General features: G+C 74.0%; 7 protein-coding genes. 4 read left to right on the top strand and 3 right to left on the bottom strand.

Annotation, left to right across the window (positions count from 1 at the left end; genetic code table 11):
- Positions 1 to 40 precede the first annotated feature (40 nt).
- The 3 genes from DLJ49_RS12465 to DLJ49_RS12455 all read left to right on the top strand — a co-directional run bounded on the left by DLJ49_RS12465 (position 41) and on the right by DLJ49_RS12455 (position 4244).
- Positions 41 to 835 (top strand): type III pantothenate kinase, encoded by a 795-nt coding sequence (locus DLJ49_RS12465; protein ID WP_115393885.1) that lies wholly within the window; start codon positions 41 to 43, stop codon positions 833 to 835.
- Positions 832 to 2508: a ribonuclease J gene (locus DLJ49_RS12460; RefSeq protein WP_115393884.1), complete on the top strand. Its 1677-nt coding sequence runs from the start codon at positions 832 to 834 to the stop codon at positions 2506 to 2508. Before DLJ49_RS12465 ends, DLJ49_RS12460 begins: the two co-directional genes overlap by 4 nt.
- Before the next feature lie 77 nt (positions 2509 to 2585).
- On the top strand, positions 2586 to 4244 hold the full coding sequence (locus DLJ49_RS12455) for an SGNH/GDSL hydrolase family protein (RefSeq protein ID WP_115393883.1): 1659 nt from the start codon (positions 2586 to 2588) through the stop codon (positions 4242 to 4244).
- Between the two features lie 30 nt (positions 4245 to 4274).
- Here DLJ49_RS12455 and DLJ49_RS12450 read toward each other — a convergent pair whose 3' ends face one another.
- The 3 genes from DLJ49_RS12450 to DLJ49_RS12435 form a co-directional block, all read right to left on the bottom strand.
- Positions 4275 to 5810, bottom strand: a complete 1536-nt coding sequence (locus DLJ49_RS12450) for a DEAD/DEAH box helicase (protein ID WP_115393882.1) — start codon at positions 5808 to 5810, stop codon at positions 4275 to 4277.
- 244 nt (positions 5811 to 6054) lie between these two features.
- The gene (locus DLJ49_RS12445; protein WP_115393881.1) at positions 6055 to 7065 is read right to left on the bottom strand and encodes a glycosyltransferase family 2 protein; all 1011 of its coding nucleotides are present in this window, start codon (positions 7063 to 7065) and stop codon (positions 6055 to 6057) included.
- Positions 7066 to 7347: 282 nt separating this feature from the next.
- Positions 7348 to 8088 (bottom strand): sugar transferase, encoded by a 741-nt coding sequence (locus DLJ49_RS12435; protein WP_115393879.1) that lies wholly within the window; start codon positions 8086 to 8088, stop codon positions 7348 to 7350.
- A gap of 462 nt (positions 8089 to 8550) precedes the next feature.
- Here DLJ49_RS12435 and DLJ49_RS12430 point away from each other — a divergent pair, with 462 nt between their 5' ends.
- The gene (locus DLJ49_RS12430; RefSeq protein WP_115393878.1) at positions 8551 to 16722 is read left to right on the top strand and encodes a non-ribosomal peptide synthetase/type I polyketide synthase; all 8172 of its coding nucleotides are present in this window, start codon (positions 8551 to 8553) and stop codon (positions 16720 to 16722) included.
- Positions 16723 to 17203: the final 481 nt, after the last annotated feature.

Here is a 17203-nt window from a genome sequence, read left to right as displayed (position 1 = left end):
CGCCGCTCGAAGGGTCGCCACGCGAAGGGAGGCGCGCGCCATGCTGCTCTGCATCGATTGCGGCAATACCAATACCGTCTTTTCCGTCTGGGACGGCACCCGCTTCCTGGTGACGTTGCGCTGCGCCACCGTCCACCAGCGCACGGCCGACGAGTACTTCGTCTGGTTCCGCACGCTGCTCGAGCATCACGGCCTGAACGGGCCGGAGGGCCTCGGGATCGACGAGGTGATCGTCTCGTCGACCGTGCCGCGCGTGGTGTTCAACCTGCGGGTCTTTGCCGACCGCTATTTCGGCACGCGGCCGATGGTGGTGGGCAAGCCCGGCTGCCGCCTGCCGGCCGATCCGCGGGTCGACCCGGGCACGCAGGTCGGCCCCGACCGGCTGGTGAACGCCGCCGGCGCCTTCGACCGCCACGGGGGCGACCTGATCGTGGTCGATTTCGGCACCGCCACCACGTTCGACGTGGTGGCCGTCGACGGCGCCTATGTGGGGGGCGTGATCGCGCCGGGGGTGAACCTGAGCCTCGAGGCGCTGCACGCGGCCGCGGCCGCACTGCCCCACGTCGACGTCACCAAGCCGTCGCACGTGATCGGCACCAACACGGTCGACTGCATGACATCGGGCGTCTTCTGGGGCTATGTCGGCCTGATCGGCGGCATCTGCGGACGCATCCGCGCCGAATACGGCGCGCCCATGAAGGTGATCGCGACCGGGGGCCTTGCGCCGCTGTTCCAGCAGGGCGATACGCTGTTCGACGCCTTCGAGGACGATCTCACGATGCACGGCCTGACCGTCATCCACGCCTACAACAAGACGATTGGCAGCCCTGAATGAATGATGACACCGCGCGCCTGATCTACCTGCCCCTCGGCGGGGCAGGGGAAGTCGGCATGAACGCTTACGTCTACGGCTACGGCCCCCCCGACCGGGAGCGTCTGGTGCTCGTGGATCTGGGCGTGACCTTTCCCAACATGGACACGACGCCGGGGGTCGACCTGATCTTTCCCGACATGTCGTGGCTGATCGAGCGGAAGGACAGGCTCGAGGCGATCGTCATCACCCATGGCCACGAGGACCATATCGGCGCGCTCGCCCATTTCTGGGGGCAACTCGAGGCGCCGATCTACGCTCGCCGCTTCACTGCCGCGCTGGCGCTGCGCAAGATGGAGGAGCAGGGTCAGCCGATCCACGACCTGCACGTGGCCCACCCCTGGCCCGAGGAGCGGCAGGCAGGGCCCTTTCGCATCGCGTTCGTGCCGGTGTCGCACTCGATCCCCGAGAGTTCCGCGGTGGTGCTCGACACCCCGGCGGGCCGCATCGTGCACACCGGCGACTTCAAGCTCGACGGCTCGCCCGTGGTGGGCGAGCCCTTCGACCCCGAGCTGTGGGGCAAGATCGCCGCAGCCGGCGTCAAGGTGCTGACCTGCGACTCCACCAATATCGGGGTCGCCCATCCCGGCCGCTCGGAGAGCACGGTGGGCCCGAAGATTGCCGAACTGGTCGAGGGCCACACGACCGGCATGGTGGTGGCCACCACCTTTGCCTCCAACGTCGCACGGGTAAAGACGCTCGCCGAGGCGGGCCTCGCCGCAGGCCGTTCCGTCTGCCTTCTGGGGCGTGCGATGCAGCGGATGGTGCAGGTGGCCAAGGAGACGGGCGTCGTCGACGCCTTTCCCGCCACCGTGCCTGCCGAGGAGGCGACGCAGATCCCCCGCGAGAACCTGATGCTGATCGTCACCGGCAGCCAGGGCGAGCGGCGTGCCGCCTCGGCCCAGCTCGCCCGCGGCAAGTATCTCGGGCTGGAAATGAAGGAGGGCGACCTCTTTCTCTTCTCGTCCAAGACGATCCCCGGCAACGAGCGCGGGGTGCTCGAGATCGTCAACCAGCTCTCGGCGAAGGGCGTCGACGTGGTGGACGACTCGATGTCCGATTACCACGTCTCGGGCCACGCCAACCGGCCGGATCTCGAGATGCTGCACGAGCTGATGCGCCCCGAAATGGTCGTTCCGATGCACGGCGAGCACCGGATGTTGCGGGCGCATGCCAAGGCGGCCGAGGCGCGCGGCATCCCCGCGGCGATCGCCACCAACGGCACGATGCTCGACCTGACGGGCGAGAGGCCCGTGGTGGCCGAGCACGTCGAGGCGGGCCGGACCTATCTCGACGGTTCGGTGAAGATCGGCGCGCTCGACGGGGTGGTGCGCGACCGCATCCGCATGGCGCTGAACGGGCACGCGATGCTGAATCTCATCCTCGACGAATCCGACGCGCCGCTCGGCGAGCCCTGGGCCGAGACGATGGGCCTGCCCGAAGCGGGCCGCTCGCGCGCGCCGCTGGTCGAGGTGATCGAGGCCGAGGCGTCGCGCGCCCTGTCGGCGGCCGAGCAGGCGGTGCTGGCCGACGACGACAAGCTCGAGGACATGCTGCGGCGCATCATGCGGCAGGTCTGCGTCGAGGAGATCGGGCGCAAGCCCGAGGTGACGGTGGTCATCTCGCGGCTGGGCTGACGTAACGGTTCCGGCGCGACGGAAACGGCGCTAGGGTCGGGGCACTCGTCGTTCCCCGCCCTCAGAAAGGTCGCGCCATGCTCAGCCGGACTCCCGATACCATCGTCACCTTCGGCGACAGCCTCAGCGATTCGGGGGCCGTCTTCGGGCTGACGAGCGCGCTTTTCGTCGATCCGCTGGCGATCCCGGTGCCGGGCGCGCTGCTGTCGACACCGGGCTATGCCGGTGTCTTCTCCGACGGGCCGGTGCATACCCAGCGCCTCGCGGCCGAGTTCGGCGCGGGCCTCGACGGCTACGCCGTGGGGGCGGCGCGTGCCGTGGGAGAGCGGACCGCGGCCGACACGGTGGGCCAGGCGGCGGCGCTGATCGATCCGGGGCTGGGGGCCGCGGAGCGAGATGCGCTGTTGTCCTACGGGATCGACCTTGGCGGGCAGGCCGCGCGGTTTCTCGGCGGCGAGCCGCCCTTTCCCGGTGCGCAGGCCCCGCTCGCGGCCCCGGGCGACACGGTGCTCGCGACCGTCTTCATCGGGCTGAACGACTTTGCCCGGTTCGCCGACGATATCCTGGCCAACCCCCTGGGTGCTCTGCTCGACGCGCCCGGCTTCCTCGTCGACCTTGCCGGCGCCACGCGCGGGGCGGTGCGCGATATCGCGGCCTCGCCACTCATCGACCAGGTGGCGCTCTACCTGCTGCCCTCGCTCGGCGTCTTTCCCGCGCCCGACGGTACCGACCCCGGCGCGCTCGCGCTCGCCGACGGCCTTGTCGACACGTACAATGCCGGGTTGCGCCTCTTGGGGGGCGAGCTCGAGCTGACCGGCGCGGCCGAGGTCGAGATCGTCCGTTCCGACCTGATCCTCGAAGAGATTGCGGCCGATCCCGGCACCTTCGGCTTCCTCGCCAAGGGGCCCTACTATCTCGGCTCCGGCACTCCGAATGTCGATCTCGGCGCGGTTCCGCCATTGTCCTTCGCGGTCAACCCCGAGGTCTCGGACCTGCCGGTGCGCCAGGTCGTGTTCTTCGACGAGGTGCACCCGACGGCAACGGTGCATTCCATCCTCGGCGCGTTCGGAGCCGCCTCGCTGACGAAGGACACGCTGTTTCTCGACGACGGCGACAGCGTGCGCTTCTCCGGCTCCGGCGACGACCTCGTGCTGGCGGGAGGCGGTGACGACAGGATCTTCCTGAGCCGCGGCGAGGATATCGCGCTGGGGGGACGCGGCGACGACAAGCTCTACGGGCAGGGGGGCGACGACATCGTGGCGGGCGGATCCGGCGACGACGACCTGCGCGGCGGGCGCGGCGACGACCTGCTGGCAGGCGGCGACGGCGACGACCTGCTGATCGGCAATTCCGGCGACGACCTGCTGATCGGCGGGCGGGGCAGCGATGTCATGGCCGGCCACGGGGGCGACGACGTGATGCTGTGGATCGATCCGCGCCTGACCGGCGGCGCCGACGGATCGCACGACGTCTTCTACGGCGGGCGGGGGAGCGACACGCTGTATCTCGTCTCCGACGCAGCGGGCGCTGCCGATCTCGAGGCCGCTCTCGCGGCGCTCGATCCTGCAGCTACGGCCCGGGGTGCCTACGACCTGTCGGCGCAGGGCATAAGGGCCTTCGACATCGAGGAGGTCGTGGTGCTGAGCGGGGGGCTCGCCGACATTCAGCCCGAGGCCGAGCTTGTCGGCGCGCCGGGCACGCTGCTCGCCGACGCCGCCGCCTGGGGCTTCGTCTGACTCCACGGCCCGCGTGGCGCCGGCCGCGGCTCAGGCGAAGGAGCGCAGCAGGAAGTCGGGCACGTGGTCGCCCATGCCGACGACGGGCTCGTCGTCCGAGCGGCGGCCGCGGCCCCCGCGCGACGACGACCGGCGCCCGCCCGACGCGGGCGACTGGGGGCGCGGCGGCTCGGCCCGTTCCGCTTCGGAAGGTTCCGGTTCGGCCCGGTCCGCTTCGACCGTCGCGCTCTCTGCAGCCGGGGCACCTTCCACCGCAGCGGCAGTAGCCTCTTCGGCCGGCGCGGCCGCCGGCGCGGCCGCGTCGGCCTTCTTGCGCGAGCGGCTGCGGCGGGAGCGGGCAGGCCGCGCCTCGGCCTTGCCCTCGGGCGCGTCGACATCCGCCTCGGGCGGGGCCGGCTTCACCCCGTCGGCGCGGCCGGGGCGATCGACGCGCGGCACGTCGCGCCCGATCATCTGCTCGATGGCATCAAGCGCCTTGTCGTCGCCCGGCGTCGTCGCGATGGTAAAGGCGCGGCCCTCGCGGCCCGCACGGCCCGTGCGGCCGATCCGGTGCACGTAATCCTCGGCATGGCCCGGCACGTCGAAGTTGAAGACATGACTCACGTTGGGGATGTCGAGGCCGCGCGCCGCCACGTCGGAGGCGACGAGGAACTTGAGCGTCCCGTCGCGGAAGGCGTCGAGCGTGCGGGTGCGCTGCGACTGGTCGAGATCGCCGTGGATCGCGGCGGCGTCGAGCCCGTGCTTCTTGAGCGACTTGGCCACCACGTCGACGTCGACCTTGCGGTTGCAGAAGATGATGGCGTTGCGCAGGTCGTTGCCCTCGGCCGCGATCAGGTCGCGCAGCACGCCGCGCTTCTCGCTGGCCGCGCGATCCTTCCGGCTCGGCTTGAACTGCACCACGCCCTGCGTGATCGTCTCCGACGCGGTGGCCTGACGGGCCACCTCGACGCGCGCGGGATTGGTCAGGAAGGTCCTGGTCAGCCGCTCGATCTCGGGCGGCATCGTGGCCGAGAAGAACAGCGTCTGCCGCACCAGCGGGTTGGTCAGGCCGAAGATGCGCTCGATGTCGGGGATGAAGCCCATGTCGAGCATCCGGTCGGCCTCGTCGACCACCATCACCTTGACATCGGCAAGGATCAGCTTGCCCCGCTCGAAATGGTCGAGCAGGCGCCCCGGCGTGGCGATCAGCACGTCGACGCCCCGGCCGATCAGCTTGTCCTGCTCTCCGAAGCTGACGCCGCCGATAAGCAGCGCCTTGGTAAGCTTGGTGTGCCTGGCGTAGGTGTCGAAGTTCTCGGCCACCTGCGCGGCCAGTTCGCGCGTGGGGCAGAGCACCAGCGACCGGGGCATCATCGCCCGTGCGCGGCCGCGCTTGAGCAGCGTGATCATCGGCAGGGTGAAAGAGGCGGTCTTGCCCGTGCCCGTCTGCGCGATGCCCAGCACGTCGCGGCCCTCGAGGGCTGGCGGGATCGCGCCCTCCTGGATCGGCGTGGGGGTTTCGTAGCCGGCTTCCTCGACGGCCTTGAGCACCTTGGGGTCGAGCTTGAGATCGGAAAACTTGGTCATGTCTGTCCCGGTCGGGCGGCCGGCGCTCTGGCTGCGGCCGCGGGGCGGATCGGGACGCGATGTTCGGACGCCCCGGCGTCACGGAGTGGCGCGGATCGCCTACTCCCGCGCGCGCTCTAACCCGTTACGCGCCTTGGGTCAATCGCGGCTCCCTCGCCGTGCCGCGATGCAGCGACGCAGCGCGCATCCGTGACCGGGCCGTCTCAGGTCCGGGCCGCTTCGGTCAGGCGCCGGGCCGATCTCGTCAGATGTCGCGCACGCGGCCGGGGTCGAGCCGGCCGCGCGCCCAGTCCCACAGGGCGAGCAGATTGCCACGCAGGCGCCCGCGGCTGTCGGCCCAGGGGCGGGGGCGTGGCGTGTACCAGAGGTTCGAGGCGAGGTTCCGGCCCATCATGTCGGCCGCGTGGCGGCGGGTCATGGTGCCCTTGCGCACGAGGTAGACGGGGTTGGCCACCTGGCTGTAGCCGAGGCGCAGCCCCGGCGAGCGCGCCATCTTGGTTCCGAGATGGACGCCGACGAGCCCTTCGTGCCGCACGAGGCGCCCGTGCGGCGCGAGCTGGCGCGAGAAGTCGATGTCTTCCAGCCACCCGTAGAGCGGCAGCGCCTCGTCGAAGCGCACGTCATGGGCGCGCACCGGCGCCATGCGCAGGGCGAAGTTGCAGCCGTAGCCCGAATAGGCGGGCCGCACCTCGCCGGCGCCGGGCGAGGCTGCGGCGAGGGCGGCGGCGGCCTCGTCGTGCGACAGGCCCGGCCCGGTCACCCCGTCGGCCACGACTCGCCCGGTGACCAGCACGATGTCGGGCGCGCGCGCCATGAGCGCCTCGAGCCCGGCGAGCCAGCCGGGCGCCATCAGGAAGTCGTCGTCGATGAACAGCACGACATCCTCTTCGGACAGCGCGTCGAGTATGGTGTTGCGCTGCGGGCATGATCCTTTCGGCCCGGTCAGCAGCCGGGTCTCGAAGGGCAGGTCATCGGTCGCGCCGGGCGCGACGTCGTCGGGAGTGACGGCCGAGATCAGCACGAGGTCGGGGCGCCGGCTCTGCGCGGCGAGGGCGCGCAGCGTGGGCGTGAGCACCGGCGCGCGCCCGGTCGTCGCGATGCCGACCGCGAGCCGGCCGGTCAGCAGCGGGCCGGCCGCGCCACCCGAACGCGGTGCGGCTGCGCCGGGGCGGCGGGCCGGGTGCGCGCCTCCGTCATGTCGAGGGTCGCCCGAGAGGTCGGGCTCGGGCCGCCGTGATGGCGCCGAAAAGTCCATCGGGGTCTCCCGTCGTGACTTGTGGCCATGATCCTGCCACGTTTCTCCCCCAGCTTCGTCGCGCGGGGCGAGCGCGGCCGGGTCGCGGAGGGCAGAATGCCTGCCAGAGAGGGTCGGAACATGACCGAAAGGTGCCCGGACTGGGCCGTTCCGTCGCGCCGTTGGGCGTGGCGGATCGTCTGCGGCGCCTGCCTGCTGTTCTGGGCGGCCCTCATCGTGCTCGCCGCATGAAGCGCCTGGCGCGGCCCGCCACTCCCTGCTGATCGCGCCGCGACCGCCCCCTCAGCGAGCGCCTTTCTGGCTGAGGAGCACCCCCAGCGTGCGGACCACGATCACCACGTCGCCCGCCAGCGTGCGCTCGCGCACGTAACGGGCGTCAAGGGCCACGCGCTCGTCGAAGGTCGTGTCGCTGCGGCCGCTCACCTGCCACAGGCCGGTCACGCCAGGGCGCACCGACAGGTAGTCGGCGGAGTGCTCGCGGTAGAGCGGCAGTTCCTCGGCGATGACGGGCCTCGGGCCGACCACCGACATGTCGCCGCGCAACACGTTGATGAATTGCGGCAACTCGTCGAGGCTGGTGCGGCGCAGGATGTCGCCGAGGCACGAGATGCGCGGGTCGTTGGTCAGCTTGCGCGTCGCCTCCCACTCGGCCCGCGCCGCGGGGTCGACCGCGAGGATCGCGGCGAGCCGTGCCTCCGCGTCGGGCACCATGGTGCGGAACTTCAGGCAGCGGAAGCGGCGCCCGCCGCGCCCGATCCTCTCGTGGGCGAAGAACACGGGGCCGCCCTCGCGCCAGAGGAGCATCCCCGCGATCAACAGCAGGATCGGGGCGAGAAAGAGCAGGGCGGCCAGCGAAAAGGCAATGTCGAACAGCCGCTTCGCGTCGATGCGGCGCCCGTCGGCGCCGGTCTGTGCCGCGCGGAGGACGTCGGTCTGAACGCCGGCCCTCAAGAGCGCCGCGCCGTTCTGGCCGTAGCCGATCGGTCCGCCGAAGCGGTCGCGCGAGTTGCTTTGCACGCTCATCTTTCACCACAGCTGACCGGAGCCCCGGCCAGTCCTCGATTCGCCACGGCGAACCACACCCGCCACCAGTTTGACACAAATGCGCCACGTTTCGTCCCCCCCAGCAGCGAACCAGTCTGTTGCCATTCGGGAGACGGCCGCGCGCCCGCGCCGGGCGTGGCGCTCCGGCGCCTCGCGTGTCCGCGCGCCCCGGTCTGGCCACAATGCCGCCATGCGGAGGCCATCGTCGCCATCTGGGCAACGAGGTGTTTCTCGAGGAAAGAGTAAATATTTTCAGATAATTGGGGCGCATTTCTCGCGTTGGGTGGCAGGTGTCTGCGGCGCTGCGTTGACAGCGGGGCGGGTGCTTGCCTAGCTCCCGGCCTGTCCGGTGGCGTGGGGGCGCACCGGGCTGTGGACGATGCGTCCGTGCGGCCGGACGGCGGGTCCGGCGCGTCGGTTCGCAAGGGTGCGAGGTTGGCGATGGCCCCCAGTGGCGGGATACCGCTATTCCCGATCGAGTCGGGCGACGGCCGGTCTGACGGCACCGGCGCCGCGCTCTTCGCCGGCCTGTCGCGGCTGGCCGAGACAGGGCCGGAGGCGCCGGCCCTTCTGGCCGGTTCCCTTCCCGGGCAGGAGATGTGCCGCGCGGATTTCGTCGCCGAGGCAGCGGCCGTGGCCGGCCGTCTCGTCGCGGCCGGTGTCGCGCCCGGAGACCTCGTGGGCGTCTGCGCGGGGCGCTCGGTCGAGGCCTTGGTGGCGATGGCCGGCTGCCTCGCGGCCGGGGCGGGCTACGTGCCGCTCGATCCACGGCACGCGGCCGGCCAGGTCGGCACGCTCGCCAGCGATGCGGGCATCGGACTGTGCCTCATGGGCAGCGGGCCGGGCCCGGCGGCAGACCTGCCCGCCGGCATCGCCCGGCTGCCGATCGCCGAGGCGCGCCGTGCCCGCCGACCCGCCACTCTGCCCGACGAGCCGGGGGGCGCGGCGCCGGCCTGCCTGCTCTACACGTCGGGCACGACGGGCCGCCCGAAGGGCGTGGTCATTCCGCGCCGCGCGGTCGCGGCGCATGCCGGGCAGCGCTGGTTCGGGCTCGGGCCGTCGGACCGGGTGCTGCACCTGACCACGCCCGCCGCCGACGGCGCGCTCTTCGACATCTGGGCGGGCCTGCTGTCGGGCGCCTCCGTCGCCGTGCTGGAAGAGGCGGTGCCGACGCCGGCCTCGGTGGCGGCGGCGATGCGGCGCCACCGGGTGACGGCGATCCTGTGGTATGCCGCGTTGCACCACATGGTGATCGACCACGACCTCGATGCCTTCGAGAGCGTGCGCCTGAACGTCGCCGGGGGCGAGCGGATGTCGCCCGGCCATGCCGCGCGGCTGCTCGCCCGCTGGCCGGAGATCGAGCTGTGGAACTCCTACGGGCCGACCGAGGCGACGGTGGGCGCCCTGCGCCAGCGGGTCACGGCAGAGGTTGCGGCGGCGGACGAGATCCCCCTGGGCACGCCCTACGAGGGCTACGAGGCGTTTCTGCTCGCCCCGGACGGCACGCCCCTGCCGGCCGACGCGGGCGCCGAGGGCGAGATCGTGCTGGCGGGCGCCGGCCTTGCACTGGGCTACCACGGGCAGCCCGCGGCCACGGCGGCCGCCTTCGTGCCCGATCCGCGGCCGGGCCGGTCGGGCACGGTCTATCGCACCGGCGACCGGGGGCGGCAGCGGTCCGACGGGGCGCTCGACTTCCTCGGGCGGGCCGATCGGCAGGCCAAGGTGGGCGGCCGGCGGGTCGAGCTCGACGGGATCGAGGCGGCGCTCGCCGGCGCGCCCGGCGTCGCCGCCGCGGCGGTATGGTCGGTCGAGGGGCCGGGCGGGGCGCGCCTCGCCGCCGCCATCGCCCCCGAGCCGGGCGCCGAACGGCAGGGCCTTGCGGATCGGGTGCGGCACGCGGCGGCGCGCGTGGTCGGCGCGGCCCTCCTGCCGGGGCGGATTGCCCTGGTCGAGGCGATGCCGCTGACCCCGGCGGGCAAGATCGACCGGCACGCCCTTGCGGCATCGCTCGCCGACGCCCTGGCGCCGGGCGGGGCCGACACGGCGGGCGGGGCCGACACGGCGGACGGGGCCGACACGGCGGGCGGGGCCGACACGGCGGGCGGGGCAGGCCGGACGGCGACCGGCACCCGCGCCGTGCTGGCGCAGGTGTGGGACGCGCTGCTCGGCTGCGGCACCCCGCCCGACGACGCCACGTTCTTCGAGCTCGGCGGCAACTCGCTGCTGCTGATCGAGGCGCACCGGCGGATCGAGGCGGCGCTGGGCCTGCGTCTGCCCGTGGCCGAGCTCTTCGCCGCGTCCCGCTTCGGCGCGCTCGTCGCCCGGCTCGACACGCCGGGCGGGGGAGGCACCGGCCGCGCCGCACCCGCGCCCGCCGCCGCGCCGGGCGAGGTGCCGGGCGGGGCCGAAGGCGAGGCCCGGGGCGAGGCCCGGGGCGAGGCGTGTCCGGCGGGCGCGGGTGCGGACGGCGCCATCGCCATCGTGGGCATGGCCGCCCGCCTGCCGGGCATCGAGGCCGACGGCCCGGCTGCGCTCGACGCCCTGTGGGAGGCGATGCGCGCCGGACGAAGCCTCGCCACCCCCGTCCGCGAAGACCCCGAGGGCGGCGGCGATGCCCCGCAGGCGCGGCCGATCCTGCCGGGCGCCGACCTCTTCGACGCCACCCATTTCGGCATCCGCCCGCGCGAGGCCGACCTGATGGACCCGCAGGCCCGCGTCTTTCTGGAGTTGTGCCGCCACGCGCTCGACGACGCGGGCATCGCTTCCGAGCGCGGGCCGACCGCCGTCTTCGCCGGCACCACCCCCTCGAGCTACCTGCTGCACAACCTGATGCCCGACCGGTCGGCCCTCGTCGCCTACGCGGCCGGCTACCCGACGGGCGATTATGCCGTCCTGCAGGGCAACTCGACCGACGCCCTCGCCACCCGTGTGGCCCACCGGCTGAACCTGACCGGCCCCGCCATGTCGGTTGGCACGGCCTGCTCGACCTCGCTCGTCGCGGTGGCGCAGGCGGTCGCCTGCCTGCGCGCCGGCCAGGCCGACACCGCGCTCGCGGGCGGCGTCTCGATCACGTTTCCGCAGACGCGCGGACACCGCGCGCACGAGGGGGGCATGGCCAGCCCCGACGGCACCTGCCGCCCGTTCGACGCCGACGCCAACGGCACCGTCTTCGGTGACGGCGCCGGCGTCGTGGTGCTGCGGCGGCTGGCGGACGCGCTGCGCGACGGCGACCCGGTGCGCGCGGTGATCCGTGGCGTTGGGGTGAACAACGACGGCGCCGACAAGGCGGCCTTTACCGCCCCCTCGGTGGCGGGGCAGGCAGGGGCCATCGCGCGGGCGCTGGCCGATGCCGCCGTGGCGCCGGAAACCGTGGGCTTCGTCGAGGCGCACGGTACGGCGACGCCGCTCGGCGACCCGGTGGAGATCGCGGGGCTGGCGGCGGCCTATCGCGGCGCGGGCAAGACGTGGCTCGGCGCGCTGAAGGGCAACGTCGGCCATGCCGATGCCGCCGCAGGCGTGCTCGGCCTCATCCGCACCGTGATGGTGCTTGAGCGGGGAGAGATCCCGCCTGTCGCCCATTTCCGCGCGCCGAACCCTCAGATCGCCCTGGACGACACGCCCTTCCGCATCCCCGACCGGCCGGTGCCATGGGGCAGGGGCGACATGCCGCGCCGGGCCGGGGTGTCGAGTTTCGGCGTGGGCGGCACAAACGCCCACGTGGTGCTCGAGGAGGCTCCCGCCCTCGCCGATGCCGCCGCGGAAGGCCCGCAGGTCCTGCCCGTGTCGGCCCGCAGCCCCGAGGCGCTGGCCGAGGCCGCCGCCGCACTGGCCGACCGTCTCGCGCGGCCCGATGCGCCGCCGCTGCCCCGCGTCGCCGCGACGTTGCAGACGGGGCGTGCGGCCGAGCCCTGGCGCGTCGCCATCGCCGCCGCCACGGCCGGGGAAGCCGCCGCGCGGCTGCGCTCGGCCCGCCTTCCCGAGCGGCCTGTGCCAGAGGCCGCGCCCGGCGTGATCTTTCTCTTCCCGGGGCAGGGCGCGCAGTATCCCGGAATGGGCGCGGGACTCTACGCGGCCGAGCCGGTCTTCCGCGAAACGATCGACCGGGGAGCGGAGGCGCTCGCCGACCTGATCGGCGAGGACATCCGCGGCCCGCTCCTCGCCCGCGACATGGCCGAGGCGGAAGCGGCACGGGCACTGCGCGCCACCCGCCTCGCCCAGCCGGCGCTCTACCTCACCGAGATCGCCCTTGCCCGGCTGTGGCAGGCGCGCGGCATCGCCCCGACCGCGCTCGTGGGGCACTCGGTGGGCGAGTTCGCCGCCGCCGCACTCGCCGGCGTGCTGTCAGTCGAGGAGGGGCTGCGGCTCGTCGCGCGGCGGGGCGCCCTCATGCAGGCGCAGCCGGCGGGCGCGATGCTCGCCGTGCGCGCGCCGCTCGACACGCTGGCGCCCCTGCTCGGCGAGGGCATCGACCTCGCCGCGACCAACGCGCCCTCCGCGCAGGTGGTGGCCGGCCCGAGGGAGGCCATCGCGGCGCTGGCGGCGCGGCTCGAGGCGGTGGGGCTGCCAGCGACGCGGCTGCACACCTCGCACGCCTTCCACTCCGCCATGATGGACCCGGTGGTGGAGCCGCTTCGCGACGAGATCGCCGGCACGGCGCTGCATGCGCCCCGGCTGCCCCTCGCGTCGTCGGTGACGGGCGCGTGGATGACAGACGACGAGGCGCGCGACCCGGCCTTCTGGGCCGGGCAGGCGCGCGCCTGCGTGAATTTCGCCGGCGCCCTCCGGGCGGCGTGCGAAGGGGCGTCCCCGGTGTTGGTGGAGGTGGGGCCTGGCGCCGCGCTGTCCGCCTTCGCCGCGGGCACGCTCGGCCGCGGAGGCCATGGCGGGGTTTCCCAGTCACTGCCGGACCACACCCAGCCGATAAGTGATGTCGATGCCATGGCCTCCGCGTGCGCTACTCTCTGGCAGAGGGGCGTGCCGCTCGACTGGGCCGCCGCAGGGGCGCGCGCCCGTCGCGTGTCGCTGCCCGGCACCGTATTTCGCCGCCGCCGCCACTGGGTCGATCCGCCCGAGGCCGTCGGCGCGGCCGCGGAGCCGTGCCCCCGCCCGGCATCCGGCCCCTCGGCCGGCGCCGACCGTGCCGCGCGGCTCGAGGGCGACCTCGCGCGCCTGCTGACGCAGCTCACCGGCGAGGATCCCGACCCCGAGGCGGTGGAGAGCACGTTTCTCGAAGGCGGCTGCGACTCGCTCCTGCTGGCGGAGTTCTCGGCCTCGATCGCGCGGCGCTGGGGCGTGCGCGTGGGCCTTTCCGACTTGCTTGGCGCGCGCAACACGCTGCCAGCGCTGGCCCGGCACCTCGATGCGGCCTTGCCGGCCGGCTCTGCCCCGGCGCCCTCTGCCACGGCCCACACCGCGACGCGACCGGCGATGGCCACGCCCGCCGGCCCCATCCCCCTGACCGAGGGACAGAAGGAGCTCTGGATGGCTCACCAACTGGGAGACGCCGCCGCCTGTGCCCTCAACGAAACGATCGTGGTGCGGCTCGACGGGCCGCTCGATGCCGAGGCGCTCGGCGCCGCTCTGGCCGACCTGGTGGCGCGGCATGACGCGCTGCGCCTGCGGGTGGCGCCCTCGGGCGATGACTTTCACATCGCGCCGCCGCACGCGCCCGACCTGCCGGTCGACGACATTTCGGCCGAGGGGGAGCCGGGGCTCGACCGGCTCGTCGCCGCCGACGCCGCCCGGCCCTTCGCGCTGGGGGCCGAGCCCCCCTTGCGCGCCCGGCTCGCCCTGCTGGGCGCGGCGCGACACGCGCTGATCCTGACGCTGCACCACATCGCCTCGGACGGGCGCGCGCAGGAGGTGCTTCTGTCGGAGCTCGCCACGCTCTACACCGCGCGGGTGGAGAGGCGCCCGGCCGACCTGCCGCCCGCTCCATCCTTCGCCGCCCATGCCCGAGCCGCCTCCGAGGCGCCGCCGGCCGAGGACGACCTGCGCTGGTGGGCCGAGCACCTTGCCGACCCGCCGCCGCTGCCGGAACTGCCGGCCGACTTTCCCCGTCAGCCCGGCCGCGGGCAGGCAGGCGCGAGCCTGAGCGTCGAGATCCCCGCCGCCACCTACCGCGCGGCGCGGCGGGCCGCGGCGGGCCACGGCTGCACCGCCTTCGCCACGCTTTTCGCCGCGACGCGGATCGTGCTGTCGCGCCTGTCGGGCGCGAACGACATGATCATCGGCGTGCCGATGGCCGCGCGTGCGCGCCTGCCGGAGCCCGATGTGGCGGGCCACTGCATGAGCTTCCTGCCCGTGCGCGTGCCGCTCGACCCCGAGGCGCCGGTCGCCGCGCACCTCGCGGCGGTCGGCCGGACCCTGGCGGCGGCGGCCGAGCGCGACGGCGTGACGCTCGGCACGCTCCTGCGGCACCTCGAGCCGCCCCGCGACCTGAACCGCCCGCCGCTCACCGCGATCCGGGTGAACTTCCAGCGCGCGCCGGGGCCGCTCGCCTTCGGGCCGGCGCGGGGCGAAGCGCGGCCCGGGGCGAAGGCGGCGGTGACCTTCGACATCGTGCTCAACTTCGTCGAGCACGGCGAGGCGCTGCGCGTCGACGTCGACTACAATGCCGACCTGTTCGCCGAGGCGAGCGTGCGACGCTGGATCGGTCACATCGCCCGGGCGCTCGCGGGGCTGGCCGAGGGGGCCGAGCGGCCCGCCGCCGCGCTGCCGCTGGTCTCGCCGGAAGAGGAGCGCGCGCTGGTCGAGACGCAGAACGCCACCCGCGCCGCCTATCCCGCCGACCGGACGGCGGACGACCTCTTCCGGGCGCAGGTCGCCGCCGCGCCCGACGCGGTGGCGGTGGAGGATACCCGGCGCAGCCTGACCTTCGCCGAGCTCGACGCCGCCGCCGACGCGGTCGCCGCCGGGCTGCAGGCGCGCTGGCCCGCGCCGGGGGCGCGAATCGCCGTGTCGGTCCCGCGCGATGCGGACTTGCCCGCGCGGCTGCTCGGCATCCTCAGGGCGGGGCACGCCTATGTTCCGCTCGACCCGGCCCAGCCCGAGGCGCGGCGGCGGCAGGTCGTGGAGGCGGCGCGCGCCGACGGGTTGCTCGCCACTGCCGAGACCGCTTTCGAGGCGGGCGTGCCGGTGATACGCGCCGATGGCCTCGCGCCCGGGGACCGGCCCGCGCCCGCTCCGGTCGACCCCGGGGCGCCGGCCTACATCATCTTCACTTCCGGCTCGACGGGCACGCCCAAGGGTGTGGCGATCCCGCACCGGGCGATGGTCAACTTCCTCCACGCGATGATCCGGGAGCCGGGGCTGGGCCCGGGCGACCGGCTGCTCGCCGTGACGACGGTGAGCTTCGACATCTCGGTGCTCGAGCTCTTCGGTCCGCTGCTGGCCGGCGGCAGGGTGCGGATCGCCACGCGCGACGAGGTGCTGGCAGGCGCGCCCGTGGTCGAGCCGGTGAACGCGGGGCACGCCACCGTTCTGCAGGGCACGCCCACGCTGTTCGGGCTGCTGCTCGAGGCGGGGCTGGCCGCGCCGAAGGGGGTGAAACTGCTCGCCGGTGGCGAGCCGATGCCGCCCGATCTCGCCGAGCGGCTGATGGCCCATGGCGCGGAGCTGTGGAACATGTACGGGCCGACCGAGACGACCGTGTGGTCGGCGGTCAAGCGGCTTGCGCCGGGTGCGCCCATCAGCATCGGCCGCCCCATCGCCAACACCGAGCTGCACGTGCTCGACGCGTCGGGGCGCCTGCTGCCGGCGGGCGCGGCGGGCGAGTTGTGCATCGGCGGCGACGGGCTGGCGCTGGGCTATTTCGGCCGCGACGACCTTACGGAAAAGGCCTTCGTCGAGGTGACGCTCGCGGGGCGGGCGCGGCGGCTCTACCGGACGGGCGATCTCGCGCGGCGGCTGGGCTCTGGCGAGATCGTGGTGCTCGGCCGCCGCGACGGGCAGGTCAAGCTGCGCGGATACCGGATCGAGCTGGGCGAGATCGAGAGCCACCTGCGCGCGCTCGACGGCATCAGGGCGGCGGCCGTCGACAAGCGCAGCATGGGCGGTGAGGACCGGCTGGTCGCCTGGATCGTGCCGGAGGAGGGCGCGGCCGCGCCCGACCGCGCGGCGCTGGCCGAGGCGCTGCGCGCGCGGCTGCCCGACTACATGGTGCCACAGGGCTGGGAAGTGCTCGAGGCGCTGCCACAGACGGCCAACGGCAAGCTCGACCGCAAGGCGCTCGCCCTGTCCGAGAGGGCCGCCGCACCGGGAGCCGCTGCCGCCGACGGCGGCGCAGCGCCGGGCACGCGACGGCCGCGCCCGGGGCTGGAGGCGCGGATCGCTGCGGTCTGGGCCGAGGTCCTGGGGCGCGAGCGAGCCCAGCCCGAGGCGAGCCTGTTCGAGCTCGGCGCCGACAGCCTCGACGTGTTCCGCATCGCCGCGCGGCTGCAGGCAGAGGGGCTCGACCTCGAGACGAAGGATCTCCTGACGCATTCCTCGATCGCCGCCCTCGCCGTCCATGCCGCGGCACGCGGGGCGGGGGCCGGGGCCGGCCCGCTCCGCCGCCCGCCGCTTTCCGCCTATCGCGGGGGCGCGCAGCGCAAGGCGCGCCGCGCATCCTGACCGTATCAGGGCACTCCCGCCCTCCCTCGCGCCCTTCCGGGCGCTCCTCCGGTTGGGCCCGGCCGCGGGCAGGTGCCCGCGGCGGTCGCGCTCCCGTCCGGCCGTCACGCGCCCGTCGCCCTTGGTCCATCGCTTTGGGGGCTTCCCCGCAGGTCCGTCGCCTTGGACCCGACGCCTTGGACCCGACGCCTTGAGCGCGCCGCCTTGGGCCTGCCGCGTTGGGCCCGCCGCGTTGGGCCCGCCGCGTTGGGCCTGCCGCCGTGGGTGCGTCGCGTCGGTTCGCGGTCCCGTGCCGTTCTCTGCCCTCCGCCCGCCGGCACCCTGTCAAGGGGGAAGCCGCGGTCCCGCGCCGCGCAGCCCAGCCCAGCCCAGCCCAGCCCAGCCCAGCCCAGCCTCCGGGCCGGTCCGGGCAAACCGCCCCCGCACCGGATTCTTTCTGTTCGAAATACGCCGGGGGTGCGGGGGCTGGCCCCCGCTTCCG

The organism is Rhodovulum sp. 12E13, assembly GCF_003340565.1.
Lineage (GTDB): Bacteria > Pseudomonadota > Alphaproteobacteria > Rhodobacterales > Rhodobacteraceae > HLUCCA09.
The sequence above is the reverse complement of the archived record's forward strand: the minus strand, read 5'-3'. Positions and strand labels throughout refer to the sequence as shown.